Annotated in this window: 23 protein-coding genes and 2 pseudogenes; 8 read left to right on the top strand and 17 right to left on the bottom strand. The window is 43.7% G+C overall.

What is annotated here, in order from left to right; all coding sequences use genetic code 11:
- The 5 genes from B2337_RS08605 to B2337_RS08585 are packed head-to-tail and all read right to left on the bottom strand — an operon-like array spanning position 1 to position 5389.
- Positions 1 to 144 (bottom strand): hypothetical protein, encoded by a 144-nt coding sequence (locus B2337_RS08605; protein ID WP_292413270.1) that lies wholly within the window; start codon positions 142 to 144, stop codon positions 1 to 3.
- Positions 144 to 2150 (bottom strand): PEGA domain-containing protein, encoded by a 2007-nt coding sequence (locus B2337_RS08600; RefSeq protein WP_292413269.1) that lies wholly within the window; start codon positions 2148 to 2150, stop codon positions 144 to 146. Before B2337_RS08600 ends, B2337_RS08605 begins: the two co-directional genes overlap by 1 nt.
- Positions 2137 to 3579, bottom strand: coding sequence for a hypothetical protein (locus tag B2337_RS08595; RefSeq protein ID WP_292413268.1), 1443 nt, complete (start codon positions 3577 to 3579; stop codon positions 2137 to 2139). The genes B2337_RS08600 and B2337_RS08595 overlap by 14 nt, the downstream gene beginning before the upstream one ends.
- A gap of 9 nt (positions 3580 to 3588) precedes the next feature.
- Positions 3589 to 4773, bottom strand: coding sequence for a hypothetical protein (locus tag B2337_RS08590; protein ID WP_292363970.1), 1185 nt, complete (start codon positions 4771 to 4773; stop codon positions 3589 to 3591).
- Between the two features lie 43 nt (positions 4774 to 4816).
- Positions 4817 to 5389 (bottom strand): hypothetical protein, encoded by a 573-nt coding sequence (locus B2337_RS08585; protein ID WP_292413267.1) that lies wholly within the window; start codon positions 5387 to 5389, stop codon positions 4817 to 4819.
- A gap of 391 nt (positions 5390 to 5780) precedes the next feature.
- On the opposite strand from B2337_RS08585, the gene B2337_RS08580 reads away from it, so the two are divergent.
- Both B2337_RS08580 and B2337_RS08575 read left to right on the top strand, forming a co-directional pair.
- Positions 5781 to 6509 (top strand): dienelactone hydrolase family protein, encoded by a 729-nt coding sequence (locus B2337_RS08580; RefSeq protein ID WP_292413265.1) that lies wholly within the window; start codon positions 5781 to 5783, stop codon positions 6507 to 6509.
- 253 nt (positions 6510 to 6762) lie between these two features.
- A complete protein-coding gene (locus B2337_RS08575; RefSeq protein ID WP_292413264.1) occupies positions 6763 to 7482 on the top strand; it encodes an SDR family NAD(P)-dependent oxidoreductase in 720 nt (239 codons plus the stop codon).
- A gap of 10 nt (positions 7483 to 7492) precedes the next feature.
- Here B2337_RS08575 and B2337_RS08570 read toward each other — a convergent pair whose 3' ends face one another.
- Positions 7493 to 7948 (bottom strand): hypothetical protein, encoded by a 456-nt coding sequence (locus B2337_RS08570; protein ID WP_292359699.1) that lies wholly within the window; start codon positions 7946 to 7948, stop codon positions 7493 to 7495.
- 716 nt (positions 7949 to 8664) lie between these two features.
- Here B2337_RS08570 and B2337_RS08565 point away from each other — a divergent pair.
- Together B2337_RS08565 and dacB are read left to right on the top strand one after the other, a co-directional pair.
- Positions 8665 to 9036 (top strand): DUF4870 family protein, encoded by a 372-nt coding sequence (locus B2337_RS08565; RefSeq protein WP_292359701.1) that lies wholly within the window; start codon positions 8665 to 8667, stop codon positions 9034 to 9036.
- 124 nt (positions 9037 to 9160) lie between these two features.
- Positions 9161 to 10567: a D-alanyl-D-alanine carboxypeptidase/D-alanyl-D-alanine endopeptidase gene (gene dacB, locus B2337_RS08560; protein ID WP_292413263.1), complete on the top strand. Its 1407-nt coding sequence runs from the start codon at positions 9161 to 9163 to the stop codon at positions 10565 to 10567.
- Positions 10568 to 10685: 118 nt separating this feature from the next.
- On the opposite strand, the gene fae is transcribed toward dacB, so the two are convergent.
- From fae to B2337_RS08540, 4 genes are all read right to left on the bottom strand, one after another.
- Positions 10686 to 11237 carry a formaldehyde-activating enzyme gene (gene fae, locus B2337_RS08555; RefSeq protein ID WP_292413260.1) on the bottom strand — a complete coding sequence of 184 codons (552 nt, stop codon included), beginning with the start codon at positions 11235 to 11237 and terminating at the stop codon, positions 10686 to 10688.
- Between the two features lie 140 nt (positions 11238 to 11377).
- Positions 11378 to 12286 (bottom strand): KPN_02809 family neutral zinc metallopeptidase, encoded by a 909-nt coding sequence (locus B2337_RS08550; protein ID WP_292359705.1) that lies wholly within the window; start codon positions 12284 to 12286, stop codon positions 11378 to 11380.
- A gap of 493 nt (positions 12287 to 12779) precedes the next feature.
- A complete protein-coding gene (locus B2337_RS08545; RefSeq protein WP_292413259.1) occupies positions 12780 to 13070 on the bottom strand; it encodes a hypothetical protein in 291 nt (96 codons plus the stop codon).
- 107 nt (positions 13071 to 13177) lie between these two features.
- Positions 13178 to 13486, bottom strand: coding sequence for a CBS domain-containing protein (locus B2337_RS08540; protein ID WP_292413257.1), 309 nt, complete (start codon positions 13484 to 13486; stop codon positions 13178 to 13180).
- A 322-nt stretch (positions 13487 to 13808) separates the two neighbouring features.
- Between B2337_RS08540 and B2337_RS08535 the strand changes: the two genes are divergently transcribed.
- From B2337_RS08535 to B2337_RS08525, 3 genes are read left to right on the top strand one after another with little or no spacing between them, the layout of a single operon-like run.
- On the top strand, positions 13809 to 14288 hold the full coding sequence (locus B2337_RS08535; RefSeq protein ID WP_292413255.1) for a hemerythrin domain-containing protein: 480 nt from the start codon (positions 13809 to 13811) through the stop codon (positions 14286 to 14288).
- Between the two features lie 25 nt (positions 14289 to 14313).
- On the top strand, positions 14314 to 14670 hold the full coding sequence (locus B2337_RS08530) for a hypothetical protein (RefSeq protein ID WP_292359713.1): 357 nt from the start codon (positions 14314 to 14316) through the stop codon (positions 14668 to 14670).
- A 30-nt stretch (positions 14671 to 14700) separates the two neighbouring features.
- The gene (locus tag B2337_RS08525; protein WP_292413253.1) at positions 14701 to 15075 is read left to right on the top strand and encodes a hypothetical protein; all 375 of its coding nucleotides are present in this window, start codon (positions 14701 to 14703) and stop codon (positions 15073 to 15075) included.
- A gap of 617 nt (positions 15076 to 15692) precedes the next feature.
- On the opposite strand, the gene B2337_RS08520 is transcribed toward B2337_RS08525, so the two are convergent.
- The 5 genes and pseudogenes from B2337_RS08520 to B2337_RS14450 form a co-directional block, all read right to left on the bottom strand.
- Complete coding sequence (locus B2337_RS08520) at positions 15693 to 15941, bottom strand: hypothetical protein (RefSeq protein WP_292359717.1); 249 nt, start codon at positions 15939 to 15941, stop codon at positions 15693 to 15695.
- 353 nt (positions 15942 to 16294) lie between these two features.
- Positions 16295 to 18589 (bottom strand): ATP-binding protein, encoded by a 2295-nt coding sequence (locus B2337_RS08515; RefSeq protein WP_292413250.1) that lies wholly within the window; start codon positions 18587 to 18589, stop codon positions 16295 to 16297.
- On the bottom strand, positions 18586 to 19602 hold the full coding sequence (locus tag B2337_RS08510) for an ABC transporter substrate-binding protein (protein WP_292359720.1): 1017 nt from the start codon (positions 19600 to 19602) through the stop codon (positions 18586 to 18588). The genes B2337_RS08515 and B2337_RS08510 overlap by 4 nt, the downstream gene beginning before the upstream one ends.
- Before the next feature lie 112 nt (positions 19603 to 19714).
- Positions 19715 to 20089 (bottom strand): annotated as a pseudogene (locus B2337_RS14455) (methyl-accepting chemotaxis protein); the annotation flags it as partial.
- Between the two features lie 159 nt (positions 20090 to 20248).
- Positions 20249 to 20941: pseudogene (locus B2337_RS14450) on the bottom strand (PAS domain-containing protein); the annotation flags it as partial.
- Positions 20942 to 21173: 232 nt separating this feature from the next.
- Between B2337_RS14450 and B2337_RS08500 the strand changes: the two are divergent.
- Positions 21174 to 21560 (top strand): YkvA family protein, encoded by a 387-nt coding sequence (locus tag B2337_RS08500; protein WP_292413246.1) that lies wholly within the window; start codon positions 21174 to 21176, stop codon positions 21558 to 21560.
- A 28-nt stretch (positions 21561 to 21588) separates the two neighbouring features.
- On the opposite strand, the gene B2337_RS08495 is transcribed toward B2337_RS08500, so the two are convergent.
- Both B2337_RS08495 and B2337_RS08490 read right to left on the bottom strand, forming a co-directional pair.
- Positions 21589 to 22959, bottom strand: coding sequence for a class II fumarate hydratase (locus B2337_RS08495; protein ID WP_292413245.1), 1371 nt, complete (start codon positions 22957 to 22959; stop codon positions 21589 to 21591).
- 48 nt (positions 22960 to 23007) lie between these two features.
- Positions 23008 to 23238 carry a DUF2789 domain-containing protein gene (locus tag B2337_RS08490; protein WP_292359728.1) on the bottom strand — a complete coding sequence of 77 codons (231 nt, stop codon included), beginning with the start codon at positions 23236 to 23238 and terminating at the stop codon, positions 23008 to 23010.
- Positions 23239 to 23253 lie beyond the last annotated feature (15 nt).

Genomic DNA, 23253 nt, shown 5'->3' with positions numbered 1-23253 from the left:
TTAAATGTCCACCGGGAAGGAAACGGGAGAGTTGAGGCTGATCACCGACTTACCGCCGGCCCAGGCGTTATGAATCATCAATGTCAGGATCACCACCAGCACGATCGAGATGCCTATTAACATGGCTTTTTTTAAACTCATCATTATTCATTTCCTCCATTCAGAAAACGTCCGACTCTGAAACCAAGCGTATCACGGGCCTGCTCGGCACCGCCCCGGTAAGATGCTCTTAATTCACTTAACGAACCTGAGCGCCAGTTTGCACCTTTTACGACTCGCATGCTGATTGTCGTACTATCCAGTATATGTGGATAAATAGTATCCAGCTTGGGTGCCGTGAGTGAATAACTGTCATGTGTCCATTCACTGACATTGCCGCCTAAGTCGTAAAGCCCGGACTTTTCCCGACTAAAACTTTTCACCGGAGCGATTCCGGCAAAACCATCATAATATCTGGGAACGTACAGGCTGACACTGCCTTTGGCAGCTTCATCGGCGATATTTACGGCTTTGGTTGGAATTACCCGTTCATTGCCCCAGACAAACAAAGTCTGTTCTGGTTTGCCTGCTTTACGGGCCAGCCATTCCCACTCGGCTTCCATCAATAAACGGTACCCATCGGCATTGATATTAATACGATTTAACTGATTTCCCTGCACATCATAAATCGGGGTTAAACCTTCCTGCTGACTTAGCCAGTTACAGAAATTAACCGCTTCCAGCCAGGTCACATTGGTGACGGGTAATTGAGCATCGCCGGATTTAGTGCTATCAAACTGCTGATATTCGGCATGGGTGACTTCATTTGTGCCGGCATAAAATGGTCGATTGAGCCTGACCTGTTTTAGAAACTCGTTGGCACGCTGCCCCGGCTCATCTCGCCCTGCTCCCATTTTGATAATGTCATTGGGAGAAAATAAAGCCATTTCACCACCGGCTTTGTTTTTATATTGTCTGGGGGCTTCGGCTTGTTTAGCCTGTGCTTCCGGAATCAGCGTTACTGAAAGTTTCTGCGCTTCAGCAGCCGATGGTGTAATAGATTTCTCGACCGTTCGGTAACCCTTCAGACTGAGCTGAATATCGTGAGAAACTGCCTGTAAATCCAATTCAATAGGCGTATTACCCATGGGTTTACCATCAACCGTGACTGTCGCCGGTGGTGTAGAAAGCACTTCTACCTTGCCCATTTCAGGTTGTAACGTGATATCGAAGCTACGTTTTTCATTAGTCGACAGTGTGAAGGTTTCGCTCTGGCTGAAAAATCCGGGTTTGGCATAGGTCAGCCGGTGTGATTTACCGGCTTCAACTGAGATGAGTTGGGAGTTTTCAATTCGTAAACCATTTAATGTCAGCTGACCACCGGAAGGTTTAAGGTTTAAATGCACACCAGCCGTTTCCGGTGATAAACGATAATTTCTCTCTAACTCGGGTTTACTATTTTGTATCTCAATGGTTTCTTCGGTGGTTTCATATTTTGCCAGTGACACTTTGACAGTATGCAAGCCACCTTGCAGCGGCAAGGTCAGCGGTGTCTTACCCGCTTCCGTCTCGTCAATGGTCACCATGGCACCACTGGGAACCGAATTCACCGTTAATTCGCCATGCAAAGGTTGCAATTCAACATCCTGAGCCACTGTTTCACCGCGATTGAGTGATAAGTCGATAGTCATGGTTTGATAGTGAGGATGCTGAACCTTTAGCTGATGCTCTCCGGCTGGCAGTTCATATTCGAGAATATTGGCCACTGCAATAATTTGCTCATCCATCAACCAGGCGGTTTGATTATCTTCCAGCAGAGTTGAAAGCAGGATCTTGGCAGGTAATGGCGTGAGCGTAATGCGCAGGACTTTACCGGAATCAGTCTGCTCAATAATTTGCTGATAGGGATAAAAACCATCTGCAGTGACTTCAATTTCAGTCGTGTCGGCAAGTGAGTAAACCGAACCGAACAGCACCATTGCCAGCCAGGAATCGGCATTAATCGATACGTCAGTTGCATCATCCGGCTTAATTTCTATACGTGTACCACGGGAGGCAAAAATAATCGTCAATATAATCAGGAAAAACACAACAAAGGTTGTCAGCAACCAAAGATACATTCTGTGCTGACGTTTTCTGGCAAGCTCCAGCTGCTGGTTAAATGGGCTCATCACACACCAGCGTCAGACTATAACGACTGACATCATAAGGAATGGTGACTTCAACCAGCTTGGACTTGAACCCCGGACGTTTGCCTTCAAAGGTATATTGACCGGGCTTGAGCTGAATCTCTTTTGCATCAATGACGCCAACATTACCCACCCCGCGCACCTGAATATGGGTTTTATTATCCGAACGCACTTCTACCGGGATGGTTCTGTTCACAGCCGTTAACACATTCTCAAGTTCGCGACGTTTAGTGGTGAGCGACGGGCTTTGATTACGATAGTTGGTGGCCTGGTTAATTGCCGAACGCGCCTGTTCACTGAGTTGACCATTTGACAGGCGATAAGGTGTTTTAAGGTAGTCATCAATCTTATTATTAAGTGACAAAATAGCATTTGCCATCGCCAGCTTGTCTGTTGCTGTCTGGTTATTAGGAGTTTCCTTAATAACCTGTTCAAGGTTGGTTTTGACAGTCTGCCAGTCGTCTTTTGTCTCGGCTTGTCTGGCGTTGCTCAGCGCGGTCTGAACCCGCTGATTTTTTTCGTATTGCAGTATCGCCGAATTGACATCACTGATCTCGGCGCGATTAGGGTGAATATTTCTTGCCTGATTGAGTGCTATTTTAGCCGCATCAATACGACCATTTTCAATTGCAGTATAGGATTGAGCGATAAAAGACTGAAATTTTTGATTATCAAGGGTGGAATGTAACGTTTGAGCGCGCTGTTTCAGGGCTTCACTTTCCGGTGTTAACGTTAATAACTGATTGATTAATGTCAGTTCAGTTTGCAGATCATTTTCCACTTTCGCCACATTGATTTGCTCAACTAACGACGCAATTTCAGGTAACTGCTCGATTCTTTCAGCCAAATCAGTTGCTTGCTGAGAACTTGTATCCAGCATTAACGCTTTGGAAATAGCCAGTTTTGCCGGCTGGTATTGGTTGTTATCAAAAGCCTGCCGGGCATCCTGGATGGCAGTTTTAAATTGATCCTGGCTGTCAGTAATTGTCGTTTCTGCAAGTTTAATAAGTGTATCCAATGTGGCTTTCGCCTGAGCATATTTCGCTTCACCAAACTGTTTGATTGCCGACGTTTCTGTGGTGTTCAAACGCTCAGCCAAGGCTTTATCCCATTGTTGCAGTTCAATCTTGTTCAGCTCGGGCTTCAGTGTGTTTTCATAATGAGCATAGGACTCAAGATAAGCCTGCCGCAGCGTTTCATTATCCTGCGCACTCTCCGTTACCACTGGGATATCCACAATATCCAATGTCTGCGACGATTCGGCTTTGCTGCTGTCGTGTATGGTTTTTGGCATCGAAGCCCAAACAATTAACAGCACACACAACACACTGAGCAGCAAAATGATAATCAGTGTTTGGAAAAATAGCTTTCGTTTGGCAAGTTTAGCTTCAGCGATTTTCTGCGTGATCATGCTTATCTCTTACAGCTGAACATCTGGCGTGGCTTCCAACTGATACATGCGATTCAAAAATGCACGCCATTGACGGAACTGCTCATCGATATCACCGGTTAACTCAACTGATTCTTCTTCATAAGTCATCACCTGGGGAGCCATTTCCAGATTAATAGACTCTCCCAATTCATTTAATGCATCCTGATGAAACTTGGCTTCTTCACGTGATTTAAAGCCACTGGTCAGCAGCACGGCACCACCAATCCCCCCTGCAACAGTAGCAATATCTCGGGCAAAGCGAGGGTCATTGGAATTGCCTGATGTAGCGGCAGCCACCGCGGCACCGATTAAAACTGCCCCGCCTATCATTTTCCAGATGCTTTTTGTTTTGGCTTCTTTACGCAGCTGCATTTCAGCCGCACTGGCTTCCTGCCACGCCAGATAACTGTCATCCATTTGCTGTGAAAACGCGCTGTAGTTCTGTTGCAGATTATCGATAAACAGCTGTTCTCTGACCTGAACCGATTTCACCCGTTCAAACATCGGATCAGCATCACTCGGCATACTCACCAGTTTGATTTGCCGACCGCTGGTATCCAGATGCTCCATAAACGCCTGTTCGTTAAAACTGGCAGCAAAACGTAAATCGGCAATATTCTGCAGTTGAGCAAGCTCGCGTTGCTGTTGCTTGAGTAAGGCGTCTACAATCGCTTGAGCGGCTTCGGCAAAAGCCGGATCATAAGGATCTTTGCCATCATTACGAGGATTTTTGTAGAAACCTTCATTTACCTCGTGATCTATCGTTTTGTTGAGCCACTGTTTACCACTGGCATCCACTACATTAAGTCGAAACTCAACTTCCTGACCAGTAGATTCGATAATTTCGCCCACCGTATATAAATCACCTGAAGCCGTGCTATTCGGTGCAACACGTACGGCACCAAACTTACCGGTTTCATCCAGGGCAGTTTTTAACTTATAGGCAAAACGATTGGCTTCAGCTCGTCTTAATTCCGGCCAGATACCTTCTTCTTCATAATCGGCGGCTTTATCTGAAAGCCCCGGTGAAAAGACCGGAATGATGACATCCAGTTTAATTCCCTGATAAGGGATCTCTTTGGGTTCATCCTGAGCTGAGGCAAGCTGTGGTCCGGTTTTCACATCACCGGCACTACCGGAGGTCGTCGCGCAGCCCGTAAGTACATGCATCATAATGATCATGTAAATCAGAAATTTAGACGGTGATCTGAAATTTTCAATCTTCAACAACGCTCATCCCCTTATATTTGCGATACTCATTCCAGAGTTTCTTTTTGATTTCCGGATCCTGTTCTGCTTCTGCCGCCACTCTGATTTGTGAAGCGATGGCATCATCATTATTGGCTGATGGAATATCTTCTGGAATAGCACCATTATTCGCGGCAGTTACCGGAACACCAGATTGGCCATTAACAGTGTCTTCTTCATAATCTGTTCCACTCATTTCAGGTGGCATTGATTCCTGAGTTTCCGGCTCGGTTCCCTGCATATCCTGACTGGCGACTGAGTTATTATTGCCATTGCTGCCTTCAAGTCCACCGCCTCCCTGATCGGCACCATTGCTACTGTCAGCAGATGTATTATTGGGATCGGTTAATTTGCATAACTCGAAGCGGTTAAGTGAATCAAAAAAAGCTTTTTCCATTAATGCTATCCGTTCTGCCCTGGTAAGCTCCGGACTATCAATGTAACGAATATCCGCTTCACCACAATCATCAGCTGGAGTTGCCACCTCCTCCGCATGAACCGTGATAAATCCGGGCACCAATAGTGACAGGAGCAGGCTCAACAGTTTATTCCATGCGAATAAACTCAAAAAATCCAGATAACACTTTGAAAGTTTTTTCATAGGAACAGGCACGAGTCCGTTAATAGTGTTTTAGAAAAAATAGAACAGCAGAGTCAATATGGCTTTTATATGCATTTGTCAGCAGATGACAGGGATAAGTTTTCACTGCTTTTTACAGCCTACATTTTGAGGCGACATATCATGGTATCTCTAAGCTGTCCCTGGCTTTTTTCATAATAACAATAAAGCACTATATATGAATGCCGACTGAATAGGCTGGCCAGTGAATCCGTTTATAAAACCTTGCATATTGATCTCAGGAATTGCTCCCAACGTAACCCGCTATTCTGTCTGCTAAAGTAGCATCATTTTTATGGCAGGGTGTTCAAAAATGAAATGGGCAGTGTTTGTCGTTATTTGGCTTTTCAGTTATCAGGTATTGGCACAACCGGTTCAATACGAAGTCAATGGAGAACAATTTGAAAGCTACTATGTCAGTCCCGCTGATGCTGCACCATTAGTCATTCTGATTCATGACTGGGATGGCATTACCGATTATGAAATTAAACGTGCCAATATGCTGTATCAGGCTGGTTATGCCGTTATTGCAGTTGATATCTACGGAGCCGGTATTCGGCCAGCTGAAATAGCAGACAGGCGCCATCATACCGGAGAATTGTATCGGGATCGGCAACGTATGCGGGATTTAATCAATGGGGGCATCAACCAGGCAAAACAGCTCGGCGCGGCCACCGATAATGCGGTGATGATCGGTTATTGCCTGGGCGGTACCGCAGTTCTGGAAATGGCTCGCTCTGGTTCACCAATGAAGGGTTTTGTTGCCATTCATGGTGGTCTGGGGACGCCAGAAGATCAGGATTATAAGCATGTTCAGGCTGAAATTCTGGTGCAGCATGGTGCAGCGGATGCCAATATCTCTATGGAAGAATTCAGCATGTTGAGTATGGCCATGGAAAAAGATGGTGCCCCTAATGAAATGATTGTTTATGGTGGAGCTCAGCATTCATTTACCAAAGCAGGAAACCCGCATTTCGATGTACATGCAGATGAAAAATCCTGGCACCGTCTGTTAAGTTTTCTGAATGAGAAACTGCGTTAGATTCGCCAGTTCCAGCTGTTATCTTTCATAGCCATCATTGCTCGAGGCTAATTTTTACCCAACATGACGACAATGCTGTTGTGGTGTCGATGTTTTCAATCAGTCATCTCCAATGCCAAAGTCGGAAAAAATAATGTCAGTACTCTGCAGTGTGGCTGAACAATAAGCTAGAGAACTGTTTTATTGAATCCTGCAGAAAATAAAATTCACTTTTCACACACAAATTTCACACTATTTAGCGGATACTTGATAAATGAAAACATCCGCTTTGGTGATTGGTGGCAGTGGGCAAATTGCTCAGGCCATTATTGATAAACTTTTAACTTACTTAAGGGCAGAAAACATTGTTGTTATCAGCCGTGGACTTCCACCTGATAAGTTTTCCGAAGTTATCTGGCATCAATCGAAATATGACGAGGCCAGTATGAACAAACTGGCCATGCAGTTTTATGATGAACAGCGTAATTTTGAAAAAGTCTTTATCTGTCACGGTGTATTACATGATGGTGACATAAAACCTGAAAAACGGCTGGAAGAACTCTCTGCAGATTCGATCAGCCACATCCTGAATATCAACACCATAACGCCAGTGCTCTGGCTGAAACATCTTTTACCGGTACTTAAACAGTCAATGAACTGTCAATTAATCATCTTCAGTGCAAGGGTCGGTAGCATCAAAGATAATCATGCAGGTGGCTGGTACAGCTACCGAGCCAGCAAAGCAGCGTTGAATATGCTGTTAAAAACGACGGCTATTGAATATACACGTCGGGCCAAACAGGTAAAATTAATTGCCTTTCATCCAGGTACCACTGATACCCCGCTTTCCCGCCCGTACATTGCCAACGTGCCCGAAGACAAATTATTCAGCCCTGACTTTGTAGCCGACAGACTGTTTGAGATATTAAAAAACCTGCCTGCTGACGGTGAATTGTCCTTTGTTGACTGGCAAGGCAAGTCGATTAAATGGTGATATGTACGCTTCAGCCATCTCTTTTCTGTTCTCGTGCATCCAGTCGGGCATACGCTTCTTTTTCATGATGGATATCGCTGATCAATCCACGATGCATGGCGACAGAAATGGCTTCCTGATTCTGAAATCGCTCGCCATCTTTAAATAGCAGGTCGAGTAAATCCCTTGCTGGCATATCAAGATATTTAGACAGCTTTTGGGATTCATTGGAAAACTTCTCCAACACTTCCGGATGTTGCTGCTGAACATTCAAAATCGCCAGATTATCAATGATAGCAAGCTCTTTTGCTGTTGCAGGACTCAGCCCATTATCCTGTACAAACCGTAAACTGGTTAAGCCGGTCAGCTGATGAAAGGTATTTTGTACCAGATTAAGGTCAGCATCGCGTCCTGCTAACGCCACCCTCAACCATTTCAACCGATGTCGGGCCAGAATGATCATGCTTTGTTCGATCTCTTTGCTCATAGAGCTCAGCTCCTTTCAATGCCTGTTACCTTGTTAGCACAGCAGAACCATTTCAGACAAGTCATAAAGGTCCGATCCGGGACATGTGAATTTTCTCAAGCTACCATTCAGTGATGTGATCTCTGTATATTATTTCCAACAAAAAAAAGTTTTAATGAATTGAGCGGCTAATATGCTGTAAACACGAATGATTTCCATTTTCCTTAGTTTATACAGGCAAAGTTTCCCAACATAAAGGGAATTATTCATTTACTGTGACGTACAAAAACTTGGTAATAATAAGCACATAAATTACTGCTTAGACACACTCTAAAAGTAAATTTAATATCGTTATATTCAGGGAGATAGCATTATGGCGAGTTATTATCTGGATTCAAATCCCAACCTGACCAGCAACACATGTGAAATTCATCGTGTTTGTCCTGAAACCTGTCCAAACCTCCTCCGTTCTGCAGACTGTATTGCACTGGGAGACCTACCCGATTGTAAAACGGCAATTTACGTAGCAAGAAGAAAGTACTACAACCGGGCCCAGTATATTAATGCCTGTGAGCAATGCTCAAACGCTATTCCTCATTAATCCATACTTAATCGACCTGGTTCTAGGATCCCCCCTTCCCCACTTTAGTTTTTTTCCATTGTTGTTAAATTTAAACTTTTGATATCTGCCCGCAAAAAGATTTATCCTTTGCGGGCAGATTATCAAGGAACTCAACATGTCTGAACCAAGCGTTATTCCAAATTCCGAAAAACCAATTAATCCTGTTCCCAATCAAGCCAAAACACTGACAATCGTGATTTATGCTCTGCAGGCCGCATCATTTATTGTCGGTTTGACGTTTTTAGTTGCAGTTATCATCAATTACATCAAACGCGATGATGTAAGAGGCACCTGGCTCGAGTCACATTTCCGCTGGCAGATCCGTACATTCTGGTTTTGTTTGCTATGGGGTCTGATCGGTGCTTTATTGAGTGCTGTCGTTATTGGTGTTTTTATTCTGCTGGCAAATGCCGTCTGGGTAATTTACCGTATCGCCAAAGGCTGGATAAATGTAGCCGACAACAAACCGATGTACTCTGAAAGCTGATATGAAAATGCCGTTAAAGTGAGGGAGTCACTTTGACAATGGCATTTTGAATTTAAATCAAATGCCATTTTTCATGTTAGGCTTTGCAGTCTTTCAACGCTAACCTCTCGTATAACTGGATTGTATGACCAAATATCTCACTCTCGCATTGCTGCTTTTTACTGCTACTCCTAGTCAAGCGACACAAGTTTTCACTGACCCTGGCCTGAATGGTAAACCGACACCCGAAGGGGCCGATATCGCCGTATATGTCGTGGATTCTGCCAATGGTAAAGCGCTTTACTCGGAACGCGCCGAGCAATTCCAGCAACCCGCCAGTCTGCAAAAAATCATTACCGGCCTGGCTGCTCGGTTAACACTTGATAAAGATTTCCGTTTTGAAACAACGGTAGAAACATCAGATAAAGATATCATTATTAATTTCAGTGGTGACCCGACATTCACTCGGACGCATCTGCGTGTTCTGGTAGAAAAACTCAAACTAAAACAAACGACAATTGAAGGGAATCTGTATTTAAACGGCGGTGCTTTTGACACGTCAGAACGCGCTATTGGCGTGCCGTGGGATATTATGGGAGTCTGTTACAGTGCTCCTTCAAGCAGTATTACCATGAATGGCAACTGTGTTTACGGAAAAATTGAAGGCACCACACCGGCTCCGGTAAAAGCATTAAGAGCCAGTGGCTCTCCCTATATCAATATCAGTGCTGACGATATCATCATCCGGGAAGGTTTGGAGAACCAGAACATAGATTGTGACCTCAAACTTACCGCAGATAACTGGAATCAATATTCACTCAATGGCTGTGTAGGATCGCATCGCTTGCCAGTCAATTTCCATCTGGCCGTACAAAACACCACCATGTACCTGAGCAAGGTTTTGCAGGAAGAACTCGATCGCGCCGGTATCCGTCTGAAAGGGAAAATTATCCGCAACGATAAGGCTACAGGTACGGTCATTGCTCTGCATCAATCGGAACCATTACTGAAACTGATTGATGTCATGATGAAACGGTCTGACAATCTGATTGCTGACAACCTGTTGAAAACGGTTGGCCGTGTTTATTACAAACAACCCGGCAGTTATGAAAATGGTGCAGCCGCTGCCAAGGCAGTACTCAAAGACAAAGCCAATATTGATTTGTCACGCGCTATCATTCTGGATGGTTCGGGTTTATCGAGAAATAACCGCGTCACCGCAAAACAATTGATGCAGGTCGTACAATTTATCTTCAGTAACAAAGAACTGGGATTAATCGAAACCCTGCCAGTGGCAGGCCAATCAGGCACCCTGCAGTATCGCAGCAGTTTGGTTAATGCACCGTTGACCGGAAAAGTGACGGCAAAAACCGGTTCCATCTATGGTGTGTACAATCTGGCCGGTAAAATCAACACTAAATCTGGTAAGTCGTTATATTTTGTTCAGTTGCTTTCCAATTATCATTCGGATAGTGATAACCGTAATGTTGCCCGCAAGCCATTAAGAGATTTTGAACGCGGTTTCTATGAAAAGTTATATAACGATAATTAAAATTCATCTTGGAGAGCAACTCTCAGATATTAGGGTCTGTTGTTCTTTCAGACCCTAGTTATAAAAAAAACCCTCTTTGCGCACACAAAGAGGGTTTTTTATTGCATAAAGCGTTAGCTTACCAGGCAGATTCACCCGTTTCAGGATCATACATTTCATGGTGGATCTTGTTACGGTTGGCGCTCAGTTCATCAATCGTCGGTGACCCCGACATAGCACGTTTAATTGCCAGCTTCATGGCTTCGTAGTTAGTACGATACAGATCCTTACGATCCACATCCGGGTTTGCTGCCGCATCCGGGGCAATCCAGATCATCGCTACAATACATAAGTCATCGGCATGTTCTTTTGGTATCACACCTTCGATAACACTATCCAATACGGCATCAGCAATTGCCGACTGTACCGGACCACCAAACAAGGCGACATAACTTCCTGATTTAATTGTGACTTTAGGCACAATCATGGTGGCTGGTTTAACTTGCTGGTTGGTCGCGCGAATGGCAAACATACGTGTGTGCCCTTCAGTCTGTCCCATCAAATTAGCAAAAGCCTGACCTGCAGGTCCTTTGGTACTGCCAATCAAAATTTCCGGCATTGCATCCGTGCCTTGATCTTCACTGGCAAAGACGGTGGCTTCTCCGGTTCTAAACCATACGGGTTCTGACATTGTTACACTCCAAATAATTATTAAGAAAAAACGCGCCATTCTATGTTGATGCTATCCAGGCCCGCAAGCAATAATCCTTAAGGCGTAATTCCCCCTGTTAGCCAATATGCGAACACTGGGAGTTCATACCCAATAGGGTCCTAACCATTTGCAAAGGTATTACAACTTGCAATATCACCCGATTCAAAACCGGCTTTAAACCAATGCATCCGTTGAGATGCACTGCCATGGGTAAACGAGTCCGGGCTGACATAGCCTTTGGATTGTTTTTGCAGGGTGTCATCACCGATTGCGCTGGCTGCACGTAAGCCTTCTGCGATATCTCCGGTTTCCAGCAACTGTCTCTTTTCGTTGGCATGATTGGCCCAGATGCCAGCAAAACAATCCGCCTGCAGTTCCTGTTTCACTGAAAGTTTATTGGCATCTACTTCACTTAATTTACTGCGCGCGGCGTGAACCCTGGACGATATGCCCATCAATGTTTGAATATGATGTCCCACCTCATGGGCAATCACATAGGCCTGCGCGAAATCTCCCGGGGCACCAAAACGGTTTGCCAGTTCATCGAAAAAATTCAAATCCAGATAAATCTGCTGATCGCCGGGACAGTAAAAAGGCCCGATGGCTGATTGGGCTGTACCGCAGGCTGAACGCACCACCCCACGAAATAATACTAACCGCGGTTCCTGATAGCGCTGGCCGTTATCTTCAAAAATATTGCTCCAGGTTTGTTCTGTATCCGCTAAAACTACGGAGACGAACTCAACCAGTTCCTTTTCTTCCGGAGATTCATTTAATGTTGTTGAGGATGCTGTACTGGTTGGACTTTCACCAAGACCAACAACATTCAATATATTGCCAAGGTTACCGGTAAATAAGCCATAAGCCACTACTCCGACAATTAACAGCAAGGTGCCTTTAAAACCAAGAAAACGAAACATCAGTGGCAATAATCTTAAGCCACCACCGCCCATACCACCTGCACGAGAAACACGCATTGAGCGCCTATCCTCAATATTACTGCTCTTAGGTCTACCCTTCCAACGCATAATTGATTCCTTTAAAAGCAGATTGAATTTTTGATGGGGTGACTGTTTTCTGAATGCCAGAGTCTGTTCCGCTATGTGAATAACATAATCATAATTTATACGTTAGAAGCTGAAGGAAATATTTTCTTCAGCAAACGATATTTCAGGGCCTGACAGGCATTTACCCCTTGCTATTTCACACCGTATTCACTTTACGGGCAGTACTTTGTTCTGCAGGTAATCTTAAGAGTAAAGGCAATGTGCGATAGTAAAGCTGAAGATAAAATAAAAAACATTCCGGAAAGTCGACGACTGCCTTGCAGAGGCTGCACGGCGGATTGTAAGAATTACGCTTTTTGTGAAGGGAAACCGTGGAGACAGGAGCCACAGGGGGGGCAGGCGGACAAAAAAATTCATTAACAGCCACAAAAGCCCGGTAAACCGAATGCGGTTACCGGGCTTTTAATGTTCCGTTTCATTACCGGCTATTTTGTCTACTGGTTGGCTAGTCCAATCAATATTGCTGGCTTATGCCCTGCTCTGCAGCCTCTTCCAAACCAGCCGGGTCCTCATCAGGGTAAGGTTCGTTCAGATCATCATCATCTTTGTTACGGTTCATTTCATCGGTTGATTGAGGGTTATCGGCATCTTGACCTTCCTCATCACCATAAGGGTTTTCACTCCACTCAGGATCTGCATTGAGTTCATTATCCTGGCCTATGCGTTCTTCCTGCTCATCTGAGCAGCCAGATAACATAATCGAAGCGAAAGCAAATGTTATGGTAAACATGATGGTTTTTAACATAGTCACTCCTTACTGATTAATTGATAAATAATGGTCATATAAACTTTTTACTCCGGCGACCTTTGGTTATGACTTACTAAAGTTGATACCAGTGAAATTAAACAGGTTTACCACAGGCACTGGTGAGCCTGCTTTTCATTCATTGGCTGTGTGACATCATTTGCGGGGTCGTCTTCATAACTTTCAGGAATATTCGCCGTAATCACTTCTGCAACCGTTGTCTTGTATATGTTTTTGCCATCAGATACAGCGTGTAAAATAATATCTGTAGCGCTAATGGTTCCAATCAACTCATCATCACTGGCGACGACAAGATACCCGACATGCTCCTGATCCATTATTTCTGCTGCCTCTCTCAAACTGACAAAACCAGGCACCGTCATTACTGATGAATTCATAATCTGTTTTTCGTTCATCCCAAATCTCCCGATTAAACATTCAGCGATAAATGAATAGTCCATGGTATTCAGCAAGCCCTATGCCAGATGACAAACAGCCTGGTTTTTAACATATTTCATGAGCTCCGGCAGAGTCATGCAACTCGGCAAACACAAAACCTATAATTTTTTCTCTGTATCTCAGTAATTTTTACCCATATTACATTTTGTTTTATAACGTCATCACTTTTACAACATAGATCAATATCAGCAATGACAAGCCTTCGCATAGGATTCATTATCACGGGTATACATATTGCAATACCGTTCTATCTTTTATTGAATCCAACAGGACAAAAATATGACTGACTCGCAAGTGCAAGTGCAGCGTACAGATGCCATAAGCTTGTTAAAAAACGATCACCGTAAGGTTGAAAAGGCCTTCGCTCAATATGAGGAATTAGGGCCATACGCTTATATTGGAAAGAAAAATCTGGCGGATGAAATCTGTGCTGAACTTATACTGCATACACAGTTGGAAGAAGAAATTATTTATCCGGCTTTTCGTAAAAAGCTGGCTGACTCGACCGATCTGGTCGATGAGGCGCTGGTTGAGCATGACAGTGCCAAACTTCTGATTAGAGAAATTCAACAAATGCAGGCTGACGAAGAACTGTTTGATGCCAAAATCAAAGTGCTTTCGGAATACATTGAACATCACGTCAGGGAAGAAGAAAAAGAAATATTTCCTTTAATGAAAAAAAGCGACGTGGATCTGCTATCACTTGGCGAGAAGCTTGCTCAGCGCAAACAACAGCTAAGCTCTGAGCATAAAGTCTAATTTAAATAGCCGTTATTGGTGATTTATGGCTAACAACCACGCAAAAAAAGCATCCATGGAGTGGGCCTCCCTGAAAAAGGAAGCATCGGTATTTCCGATCTATTCAATGCGTAAAGCCTGGCATGTGTTGGAAAAGGAAATCTATGGAATGCCGAACGCTGATAGGAAGAATAAGAACGAGTCGGTTTTGCTAGGCAAAATTGAAATCGGAAATCTGACGGTTCTGGATCCACGACTGGGAAATCTAATACATCGTCTCGAATATACCCGCTTAAGTATTGAAAGCATCCAGTCACCGCCCACAGTCATGATCCTGGAATATATTCAGGCATGTGAGAGGGTACACCGGATTATCAACAATTATCGGAAACTCCCCAGCTAATTATCCAGGTAATCAAAAAAGGGAATATTTATGGCAAGACTGGTTAAATGCAAGGTTTGTGAATACCAAGTCGCTCGTAAGGCCAGAACATGTGTTCAATGTCATGCCCGAAACCCGGGATTAACGGCGACCGATTATCTGATTTACTGCATGTTTATCGTCATTATTATTGCGGGCATCATGCTGAGCTACAAAATCACTTTCAATGACCAGTTGATTAGAATTAAGGATGTCGAAGCTGCCGGATTTGAAAAACAGTATCAACGTCAAACATTAATTCAAAATGCTGAAGTTGGCTGGGTGGGTGAATGGCACAGTGAACGTATCGAAGTTTACCAGTTTGCCAATATTAGAGCCGTTGACCTAGGGGTTGTTTATCTTTCTCGCCGCCTCTGTTGTGACTGAAAATGCACTAATCAAGACGCGAGGAGTGCCGTTTAGTCGTTCTAAATAAATGACGAGCAACACAGAGTGGTGCATTTTCAGCCACAACCCGTAGGGCTGGGACTATTTTTCCGCCCTACTGTGTTGAAAATGATTTATGTAGAGTAACTACACCGCATCATTTCCGCCTTGTTGGACGAAAAAATTAGCCTCCAGCAGTGGGGGTGAGAAAGAGAAACAGCCCCTAGAGTTTTTCCAAACATGCTGCCCCGGACAATGTATTCGGATGGACGGACGCCTGCATTCATAAAAACATCATTCTACTAAGTGAAGGGCGCAATGCCTGCCAGATACTTAAACAGCTATAAAAAATGTAAGTCTTTATCTAACGGGAAAGTTCCGGATTGCTATTGCGAGTCTGAGGTTTGAATTTCAACATCTAAGCGGATATCAGGATCTGTATTTATGAGGGATGTTTCAGGAACAAGCGTTAAGATTATCAAACACATTGAAAGGTAATGAAAACGTAGCGTCACATCCTTGAATGAATTTTCCAGCCGACACTGAGAAATCGGCCAGAAAATCTTTCTTCCACTAAATACACTACATTCTCATTAAACTGATAAATCTAGAGGATACTATTGGCCTTGTTCCCTGGCAGGGTCACCTTCACCCATTTCATGGGCAGGATGTTTAGCATTTTCATCATCCGATTTGTTTTTGTCATACGCTTTTTTATCTGGCGTCACTTTTTTATCATCTCTATCGACATTGTCATATGTCTGTGACTCACCTTTAGCATCATGTTTATCATGATCGCCAGCGAGTACAGGTGTCGCGATAAAAGCTGTCGCCAAGGCCGTTGAAAGAAATAGTTGTTTAAACATTTCATTCTCCTATTTTAATTATCGGCATACTTTTTAGTGAACTTGATGACTAAAAAAATCTATCAAAGAAAGTGCCGATGAAGCTTTCCTTGTAACAAGCTCCATCGCAAACCTTGTGCCAGATTTATCAGGAGCGGTTCAGGAATAAACAGTACAGCCAAATATACTATTTAATATCATAAACTTAAAGCTTAAATATAATGTTATTGTTCACTATAAAACTGGCGTGTTTATTATGAAATTTTCATGCGAGCACAGTGAATTAATCATGTAATTTTTACAAGATAACCGGAAAACTTTCAGGCTAAGCGGGTTGGATTGCCACCAACAGGCTATAAACGATAATCCACAGGTTAAGCAGGTGACACATCTAGCGCCATTCTAACTTTATTCGCCAGTTCTTCACGACTGTAGGGTTTAGATAATAACAACACACCAGGATCCAGTCGGCCATGGTGCACAATAGAGTTTTCAGTATAACCAGAGGTATATAACACTCGCAGCCCGGGCCGTAACTTAAGTGCCTGTTCGGCAATTTTCCGTCCATTCATACCTTCAGGCAAAACAACGTCGGTTAACAGCAAATCAATAGTCTGTTCGGATTCAAGAATTTGCATTGCCTGCTTGCCGTCTGCAGCGGAAAGCACTTCATATCCCAGGCTTGTCAATTGCGAGATGACATACTCACGAACCAATGGATCATCTTCAACGACCAGTATCTGTTCATTTCCCTTCTTTAAATCGGTGGTAACAGACGACACGTTATCCGAAGGAACATTTTTATTGGTCGCAACTGGCAAATAAAGCCTGACTGTAGTGCCTTGTCCTGGTTCCGAGTAGATATTAACGTGACCATTACTTTGTTTGATAAAACCATAAACCATGGCGAGTCCCAGACCCGTACCCTTATCTTTTGTTTTTGTGGTGTAAAACGGTTCAAATACTTTATCAAGTATCTCTGCGGGTATACCGAAACCTGAATCTGAAATAGCAATAACGACATAATCCCCCGTATTAATCTCATGCTCCTGTGCATACCGATCGGGTAAATGCGTATTTTGTGCTTCTATGACAATGCGTCCTCCCTTCGGCATGGCATCTTTGGCGTTCAGGGCAAGATTCAGCAGAGCATTTTCAAATTGACCGGAGTCAATCAAGACCTGATGAAGCTGATCATCGGCCATTAACTGAATTGAAATTTCAGCCCCTACGGCCCGTTCCAGCAATGGCCATAGTTGCTGGATTAATTGCTTGATTTTTACCGGTTTTGGTTCAAGCGGTTGTTTTCGGGCAAAGGCTAATAAACTACGGGTTAACTCTGCCCCTCGATACCCCGCTTGCAGAATCATATCCGCTAACGGTTTGAGACGGCTGGATTCATCCAGTGACTCGGTAATAATTTGTGAATTACCAATAACGACCGTTAACAGGTTATTAAAGTCGTGTGCCACACCGCCAGTCAGCTGCCCGACAGCTTCCAGGCGTTGAGATTGACGCAGACGGTTTTCCAGTTCAATACGTTCGGTAATATCCTGAAAAGCACCTTGCAAGGCAGTGATTTCGCCTTCGCTATTACGTACAGCCTCACCAGATGAACGAACCCAAATCAGCTCCCCGGCAGAATTGATGATCTGCAATTCCACATCGAAAGGTGTTCCGTGCTCTGAGCAAGCATGAAACAGTTCTTTAACCCGAGATTGATGCTCTGGAATATAAAATGAAAACCCTTCATCAAGAGTAGGAGAATAGCCATTCGGTTTGCCATGAATGTTAGCCACCATATTGGACCATTTCACTTGTTTAGTCGTCATATCTATCGACCAGCCACCAAAACGGGTAACTCGACCCGCTATCTCCAGTAAATGAGCCTGTTTGCTTAACTCGCTTTGTTGCTGGAGGATCTGTTGATTCGAATGATCTTTTTGATCCAGAAGTGCATTAAAGGCAATTGATAACTCAGCCATTTCATCTTTGCCGATAACTTTTGCACGTGCTTTGTCATCGTTTTGAGACACTTGTTGTATGGTGCTGATAAGATTTCGGGTAGGTACAGCAATACGCTGATACATCATACTGAAGGCGATCACACACAACACGCCAAACAATAGCGTAGACAGTATAAACAGCAATAAAATACGATTTATATAGCTTTGAATGCTCTGCTGATTCTCCAGCATTAACTGATCTATCGCGCTCTCTATGGCAATGCCATGATCCGCTACCTGATTGATAAGCAGTCTCGATCTTAATGGCAGGGTCAATGGATTAATCCGGTAATCATTGCTTATCAGATCGATATTTTCCGGCAGTGTTTTATAGGCATCTTCAACTGATTTAATCAGTTGATCTATATGCCGCACTGCAAGCTGAGCATTGAATCCACCATTTTCCAGAGCGGTAAGATCGGCCTGAATCGCTCGGGCATCACCTAAAAAAATCTGCCAAAGTCTGTCATCGGGACGAAATATCAACACATTATCGCTGCCAACAGATAACGCATCGATTCTGTGTTTTATTGAGCCCAGGTAGCTCAGTTCATCCCGTTTTAATTCAACCTGATGATAACTCCAGGCACCTAACACGATTAAAAACAATAATCCCAGCAGGCTTGTACATATAAAAATAATGGCGATTTGAACCAGCTTCATGGCTGACTCTCATCAATCTGCATGGTGGGAATCTTGACTGAAAACGGCTGAATAGTACGCAACGGTTCCGGAGCAAACCAGGAAATTACATCCGTCTGTATGTCTGTTTCAGCAAGCCCTCTAAGTTTGGCCCATTGAATACTTTGATGAAGTTCAGCAATTAATGACCAATTCAGATTCAATTGATGCAACGCGGGCTGGTATTTGATGAGAGGCATTTCATCTGTATTGGCTTGCTCGCTATACATCTGCATCACGTTGTCAGTGTCCGACTGAATCAACCTGATTGCTTCAACATAGGCCTCAAGCAAATGCTGACAGTATTCCGGATTTTCCTCAGCCATCTGCCGGGTCGTCACCAATAACCATTTAGCACTGTATACATGGCTGCCATCTACTTGCTCAATTTGATCGGCATATTCATCAATATATCGGTTTGTCCATGGTTGCCAGGTCACAATGGCATCAACTTTTCCCTCAACTAATGCCGAACCCAGTTCCGTAACCGGCAAATTAATAAGCTCCACACTGTCGGCATCTAATTGATAAAAAACGGTATATAACCACCATAAATATTCGGCATTGGTGCCCTTACTAAGCCCTACCTTGCCTCCCTTCAGCGCATTGACTGTCTGTATATTCCTTCCCTTCAGCGTTAATATCTGGTTCATCCGGGTGGAGTGCAGGAGATTCCCTAAAATGACCGGCTCATTACCCTGACGCGGGGTATCCGCATTGGCTAATTTGTCCAGCGTAAAGGGGGTTGGTGCCATTAGAGCAAAATCAACTTTGCCTGCGAGCAAGTCATCCAGGTTTTGCTTTCCAGACTCGGAAAGAGACACTTCAAGATTTAAATGATGTTTTTGAAACAGATTGTTTTTACTGGCCACCAACGTCGGCAAATCACCCAGATAATTCACTCCAGCCAATTGTAATGTCGGTTCTGCAGGCTCTTCAGAGCGACAGGCGACAAGGAAGAAGACAAGTAAGCTTAATAATATTTTCAATCTCATGCTGTCTTCCATAATTGCGTTGGTGCATTTATAGTCTTTATTACGCCCGTTTAATGGCTAACTTTAATCTTTTCACGCACATTTGCAAAATAGACCTACAAAGATTTTCACCCTACAAAAGTGAAGAAACTGTCCGCGAAACATCCTCAGCACCCTGCAATATTTCCGTCATAACTGATGAAACGGCAGTCAGCTGTTCATTACTGTCCATAGCCTTTTGCTTCACACTATCCATTCTTTGTGTCACATCATGTGTCAGCATACGATTTTGCTTGACCACTTCTTTTATTTCATCAGTGGACTCGCTGGTTCTGGAGGCCAACTTTCTGACCTCATCAGCTACTACCGCAAACCCCTTGCCCTGCTCCCCTGCACGTGCCGCTTCTATGGCAGCATTTAATGCCAACAGATTCGTCTGTTCGGCAATATCGTTAATTGTAGAAACGATATTTTCAATGTTTTTAGATTCTTTATTCAACTGTTCAATGTTCGCCGACGTATCTGATACATCCTGCAGGATAGTATTGGACATTGCTACAGAGGTATTAAGTAAATCAACACCATTTTTGGCGATTTGAGAGGTTTCCTCCGCGGTGGAGAATGACATTTCTGCTGCACGCATTACTCTATCGTTATGTTCTATACGTTGGGTAATATCACTGGCAAATTTAATGACTTTTACAACCTGGCCCTGATCATCAAACACAGGATTATAAGAGGCTTCCAACCAGACGGATTGTCCGGAAGCTGTTTTCCTGACGAATTGATCGGAAAAGAATTTTCCCGAACTGATGTCTGCCCAGAAATGTGGATTTTCTTCATAAAACTGATCGAAACAGAAGATACGATGATGATTGCCAACCACCTGCTCTGATGTATATCCCACCACCGAAAGAAAGTTATCGTTGGCTTTTAAGATCTGACCATCAGGAGTGAACTCAATAATCGCCATCGAGCGGTTTAATGCACTAAACGCTGCTTCAAGATCGCGCATGTTGTTATGAGACTGAGTGACATCTGCTGCAATTTTAAGGATACCGGTAACCTTATTATCCTTGTTAGTTATCGGAAAATAGGAAGCTTCCAACCAAACTACTTGCCTGGATTTAGTGAATCGTTTGTACGTACCCGACTTTTGTTTACCATGAGTAAGTTGCTCCCAAAAACTTTTATATTCAGCAGACTGGATATAATCCTCATCACAAAATATCTGATGATGCTTGCCAATCAGTTCAGATTTTTCATAGCCCACAACGGATAAAAAACTGTCGTTAACCTCTTCGATAATTCCTTTATTATCAAATTGGATGGTTGCCACTGATGACTGGATTGAATTCATCAGACTATTCATTTCATTATATTTACTGTATGTCTCAGCTAAATCTCTTTTTAATTTTTTATTAAACATCTAAACCCATCCAATTTTTATAATGTGATCAATATGAATAAACACCAACTAATCACTGCATTTTGTAAGGAATTAAAACGGATTTATTGTGAATTTTATGTCAATAAAATTAGTGTCTTAAAAGAGTGCATTTGCATTACTGACTATTGCTGAATATAAAGCCATGTTGAAAAATACGTTAAAACAGTTTGCCAGGGGTCTGAAACTGCATATCTCAGCTCTGTATTTAGCCAGCAAGGACCCGGCAGTACCTGAAATGGCGAAATGGTTGGGAATTGCTGTAGTAGCGTATGCATTAAGCCCTGTTGATCTTATTCCGGATTTTATTCCTGTCATCGGTTATTTGGATGAACTGCTTATTCTGCCGTTGGGTATTTATCTGACCGTAAAACTGATACCGGAGGAGGTATGGGCTGACTGTCTGACAAAAGCTGCAATGAAGCCAATTCAATTACCGGAAAATCGTTATGCTGCCGTAGCGATAATCTGTTGTTGGTTACTCTTTTCAGCTGTGCTTACGTATGCTGTTTGGTCACTGTTTTATCAATGAATATCCCAAAGCATTTGTGACACCCATTTTATGTATCTTTCAATTCATCCCCAGATGATGAACGCTCAACAGGCCCCAACATCTTTTCTGCCTGGATAAGTTCATCAAACGCTTTTGCACTGATATAACCAGAGCGTATCGCCTCCTCCCGTAATGTGGTTCCATTAGCGTGCGCCTGTTGAACGATAAAACTGGCGTTATCGTAACCGATCACGGGAGATAAGACCGTAACCAGCATCAGCGAATGGTTTAATAAGGCGTCGATGCGTAGTCGATCAGGTTCCAGCCCAATCAGGCAATACTCCGTAAAGCTGTTTACGGTATGCACCAGCAATCGTATCGACTGCAGCAGGTTATGAATGATTACCGGCTTAAACGTATTCAACTCTAATTGTCCCTGAGCCCCGGCGAAGGTTATCGTCATATGGTTGCCCATTACCTGGGCACAGACCATCATCATTGCTTCACATTGAGTGGGATTGACCTTACCCGGCATGATGGATGAACCGGGTTCATTTTCAGGTAACTTTAATTCCCCTATACCGCAACGCGGTCCGGATCCTAATAGACGAATATCGGCAGCGATTTTATTCAGACTGACCGCCAGAGTATTTAATCCCCCCGACACATTGACCAGCCCATCGTGAGCAGCCTGCAAAGAGAGTTTGTTTTGACTGGCGGTGAAAGGTAAACCGGTAAACTCAGTTAAATATTCAGCAAACTTTTCGGCGAAACCGACGGTACTGTTTAGCCCTGTTCCTACAGCCGTTCCGCCTTGAGGGACCGAATATAATTCACCCGTGACTTGTCTCAGCCATCTGATATTAGCGTTAATTTGCGAGGCATAAGCCGAAAACTGCTGGCCCAGAGTCAGGGGCGTGGCATCCTGCAGATGGGTACGGCCAGTTTTGATAATGGCTTGCCATTGGTCTGCATGCTGCTCCAGTAGCTGTTGCATATTTTCCAATGCAGGCAACAGTTGATGATGAATTTGTTCAACCGTCGCAATATGCATTGCAGTCGAAAAGCTGTCATTAGTGGATTGACCGATATTGCAGTGATCATTGGGATGAATTTGACTGGCAGAATCTAATCGCTGTGTGGCAAGGTTGGCAATGACCTCATTCATATTCATATGGGTTTGTGTACCGGAACCGGATTGCCAGATGCTTAATGGAAACTGCTGATCATGTTCGCCGTTTATGACTTCAAGGCTCACCTCAGAAATGGCCCGGCCGAATTGAAAATCTAGTTGGCGAATATCCATATTGGCCTGGGCAGCACAACGTTTTACGATAGCTAATGCACGAATAAATTCCCGGGGAAAGGTTTCTTCACCGATAGAAAAATGTCTGAGGGCAAGCTGTGTTTGCTTACCCCAACGTCTTTCACTGGACATAAAAACGATTCAGGGTTAAACCATCAAACATGTTTCTGTAAAGAAACATTACTGGCGTAATTGAACATTAAGCTGATCAACCACTTCTGCCCAGTCCGAGTCTGAAGCCAGACATTCTTTAATAAACGCTGCCTGGGATGCTGACCAGAAGCTGGCATCTTCCAGTTTTTCATCTTCCTGCAATGTATGATCCGCCATAAAGTCTTCAATGGCCTCCTCATTGCTCTCCAACCCCAGCTGCATAAACAGATTTTCCATATTGTGCTGCGACATATCCATAGCCAATATCCTCGA

This window comes from Methylophaga sp. UBA3192 (assembly GCA_002363955.1).
In the GTDB taxonomy this organism is placed as follows: domain Bacteria; phylum Pseudomonadota; class Gammaproteobacteria; order Nitrosococcales; family Methylophagaceae; genus Methylophaga.
Note: the sequence above shows the minus strand (reverse complement) of the source record. Positions and strands in the feature narration are given on the sequence as shown.

Coding starts and splice junctions, on each gene's coding strand:
- B2337_RS08530 (WP_292359713.1), top strand. CDS start 14,314: ATGGCTAACAACCACGCAAAAAAAGCATCCATGGAGTGGGCCTCCCTG.
- B2337_RS08570 (WP_292359699.1), bottom strand. CDS start 7,948: ATGAGCAAAGAGATCGAACAAAGCATGATCATTCTGGCCCGACATCGG.
- B2337_RS08510 (WP_292359720.1), bottom strand. CDS start 19,602: ATGAGATTGAAAATATTATTAAGCTTACTTGTCTTCTTCCTTGTCGCC.
- B2337_RS08495 (WP_292413245.1), bottom strand. CDS start 22,959: ATGTCCAGTGAAAGACGTTGGGGTAAGCAAACACAGCTTGCCCTCAGA.
- B2337_RS08605 (WP_292413270.1), bottom strand. CDS start 144: ATGATGAGTTTAAAAAAAGCCATGTTAATAGGCATCTCGATCGTGCTG.
- B2337_RS08550 (WP_292359705.1), bottom strand. CDS start 12,286: ATGCGTTGGAAGGGTAGACCTAAGAGCAGTAATATTGAGGATAGGCGC.
- B2337_RS08515 (WP_292413250.1), bottom strand. CDS start 18,589: ATGAAGCTGGTTCAAATCGCCATTATTTTTATATGTACAAGCCTGCTG.
- dacB (WP_292413263.1), top strand. CDS start 9,161: ATGACCAAATATCTCACTCTCGCATTGCTGCTTTTTACTGCTACTCCT.
- B2337_RS08565 (WP_292359701.1), top strand. CDS start 8,665: ATGTCTGAACCAAGCGTTATTCCAAATTCCGAAAAACCAATTAATCCT.
- fae (WP_292413260.1), bottom strand. CDS start 11,237: ATGTCAGAACCCGTATGGTTTAGAACCGGAGAAGCCACCGTCTTTGCC.
- B2337_RS08500 (WP_292413246.1), top strand. CDS start 21,174: ATGTTGAAAAATACGTTAAAACAGTTTGCCAGGGGTCTGAAACTGCAT.
- B2337_RS08490 (WP_292359728.1), bottom strand. CDS start 23,238: ATGGATATGTCGCAGCACAATATGGAAAATCTGTTTATGCAGCTGGGG.
- B2337_RS08520 (WP_292359717.1), bottom strand. CDS start 15,941: ATGTTTAAACAACTATTTCTTTCAACGGCCTTGGCGACAGCTTTTATC.
- B2337_RS08575 (WP_292413264.1), top strand. CDS start 6,763: ATGAAAACATCCGCTTTGGTGATTGGTGGCAGTGGGCAAATTGCTCAG.
- B2337_RS08600 (WP_292413269.1), bottom strand. CDS start 2,150: ATGAGCCCATTTAACCAGCAGCTGGAGCTTGCCAGAAAACGTCAGCAC.
- B2337_RS08590 (WP_292363970.1), bottom strand. CDS start 4,773: ATGATGCATGTACTTACGGGCTGCGCGACGACCTCCGGTAGTGCCGGT.
- B2337_RS08535 (WP_292413255.1), top strand. CDS start 13,809: ATGACTGACTCGCAAGTGCAAGTGCAGCGTACAGATGCCATAAGCTTG.
- B2337_RS08580 (WP_292413265.1), top strand. CDS start 5,781: ATGAAATGGGCAGTGTTTGTCGTTATTTGGCTTTTCAGTTATCAGGTA.
- B2337_RS08595 (WP_292413268.1), bottom strand. CDS start 3,579: ATGATCACGCAGAAAATCGCTGAAGCTAAACTTGCCAAACGAAAGCTA.
- B2337_RS08540 (WP_292413257.1), bottom strand. CDS start 13,486: ATGAACGAAAAACAGATTATGAATTCATCAGTAATGACGGTGCCTGGT.
- B2337_RS08525 (WP_292413253.1), top strand. CDS start 14,701: ATGGCAAGACTGGTTAAATGCAAGGTTTGTGAATACCAAGTCGCTCGT.
- B2337_RS08545 (WP_292413259.1), bottom strand. CDS start 13,070: ATGTTAAAAACCATCATGTTTACCATAACATTTGCTTTCGCTTCGATT.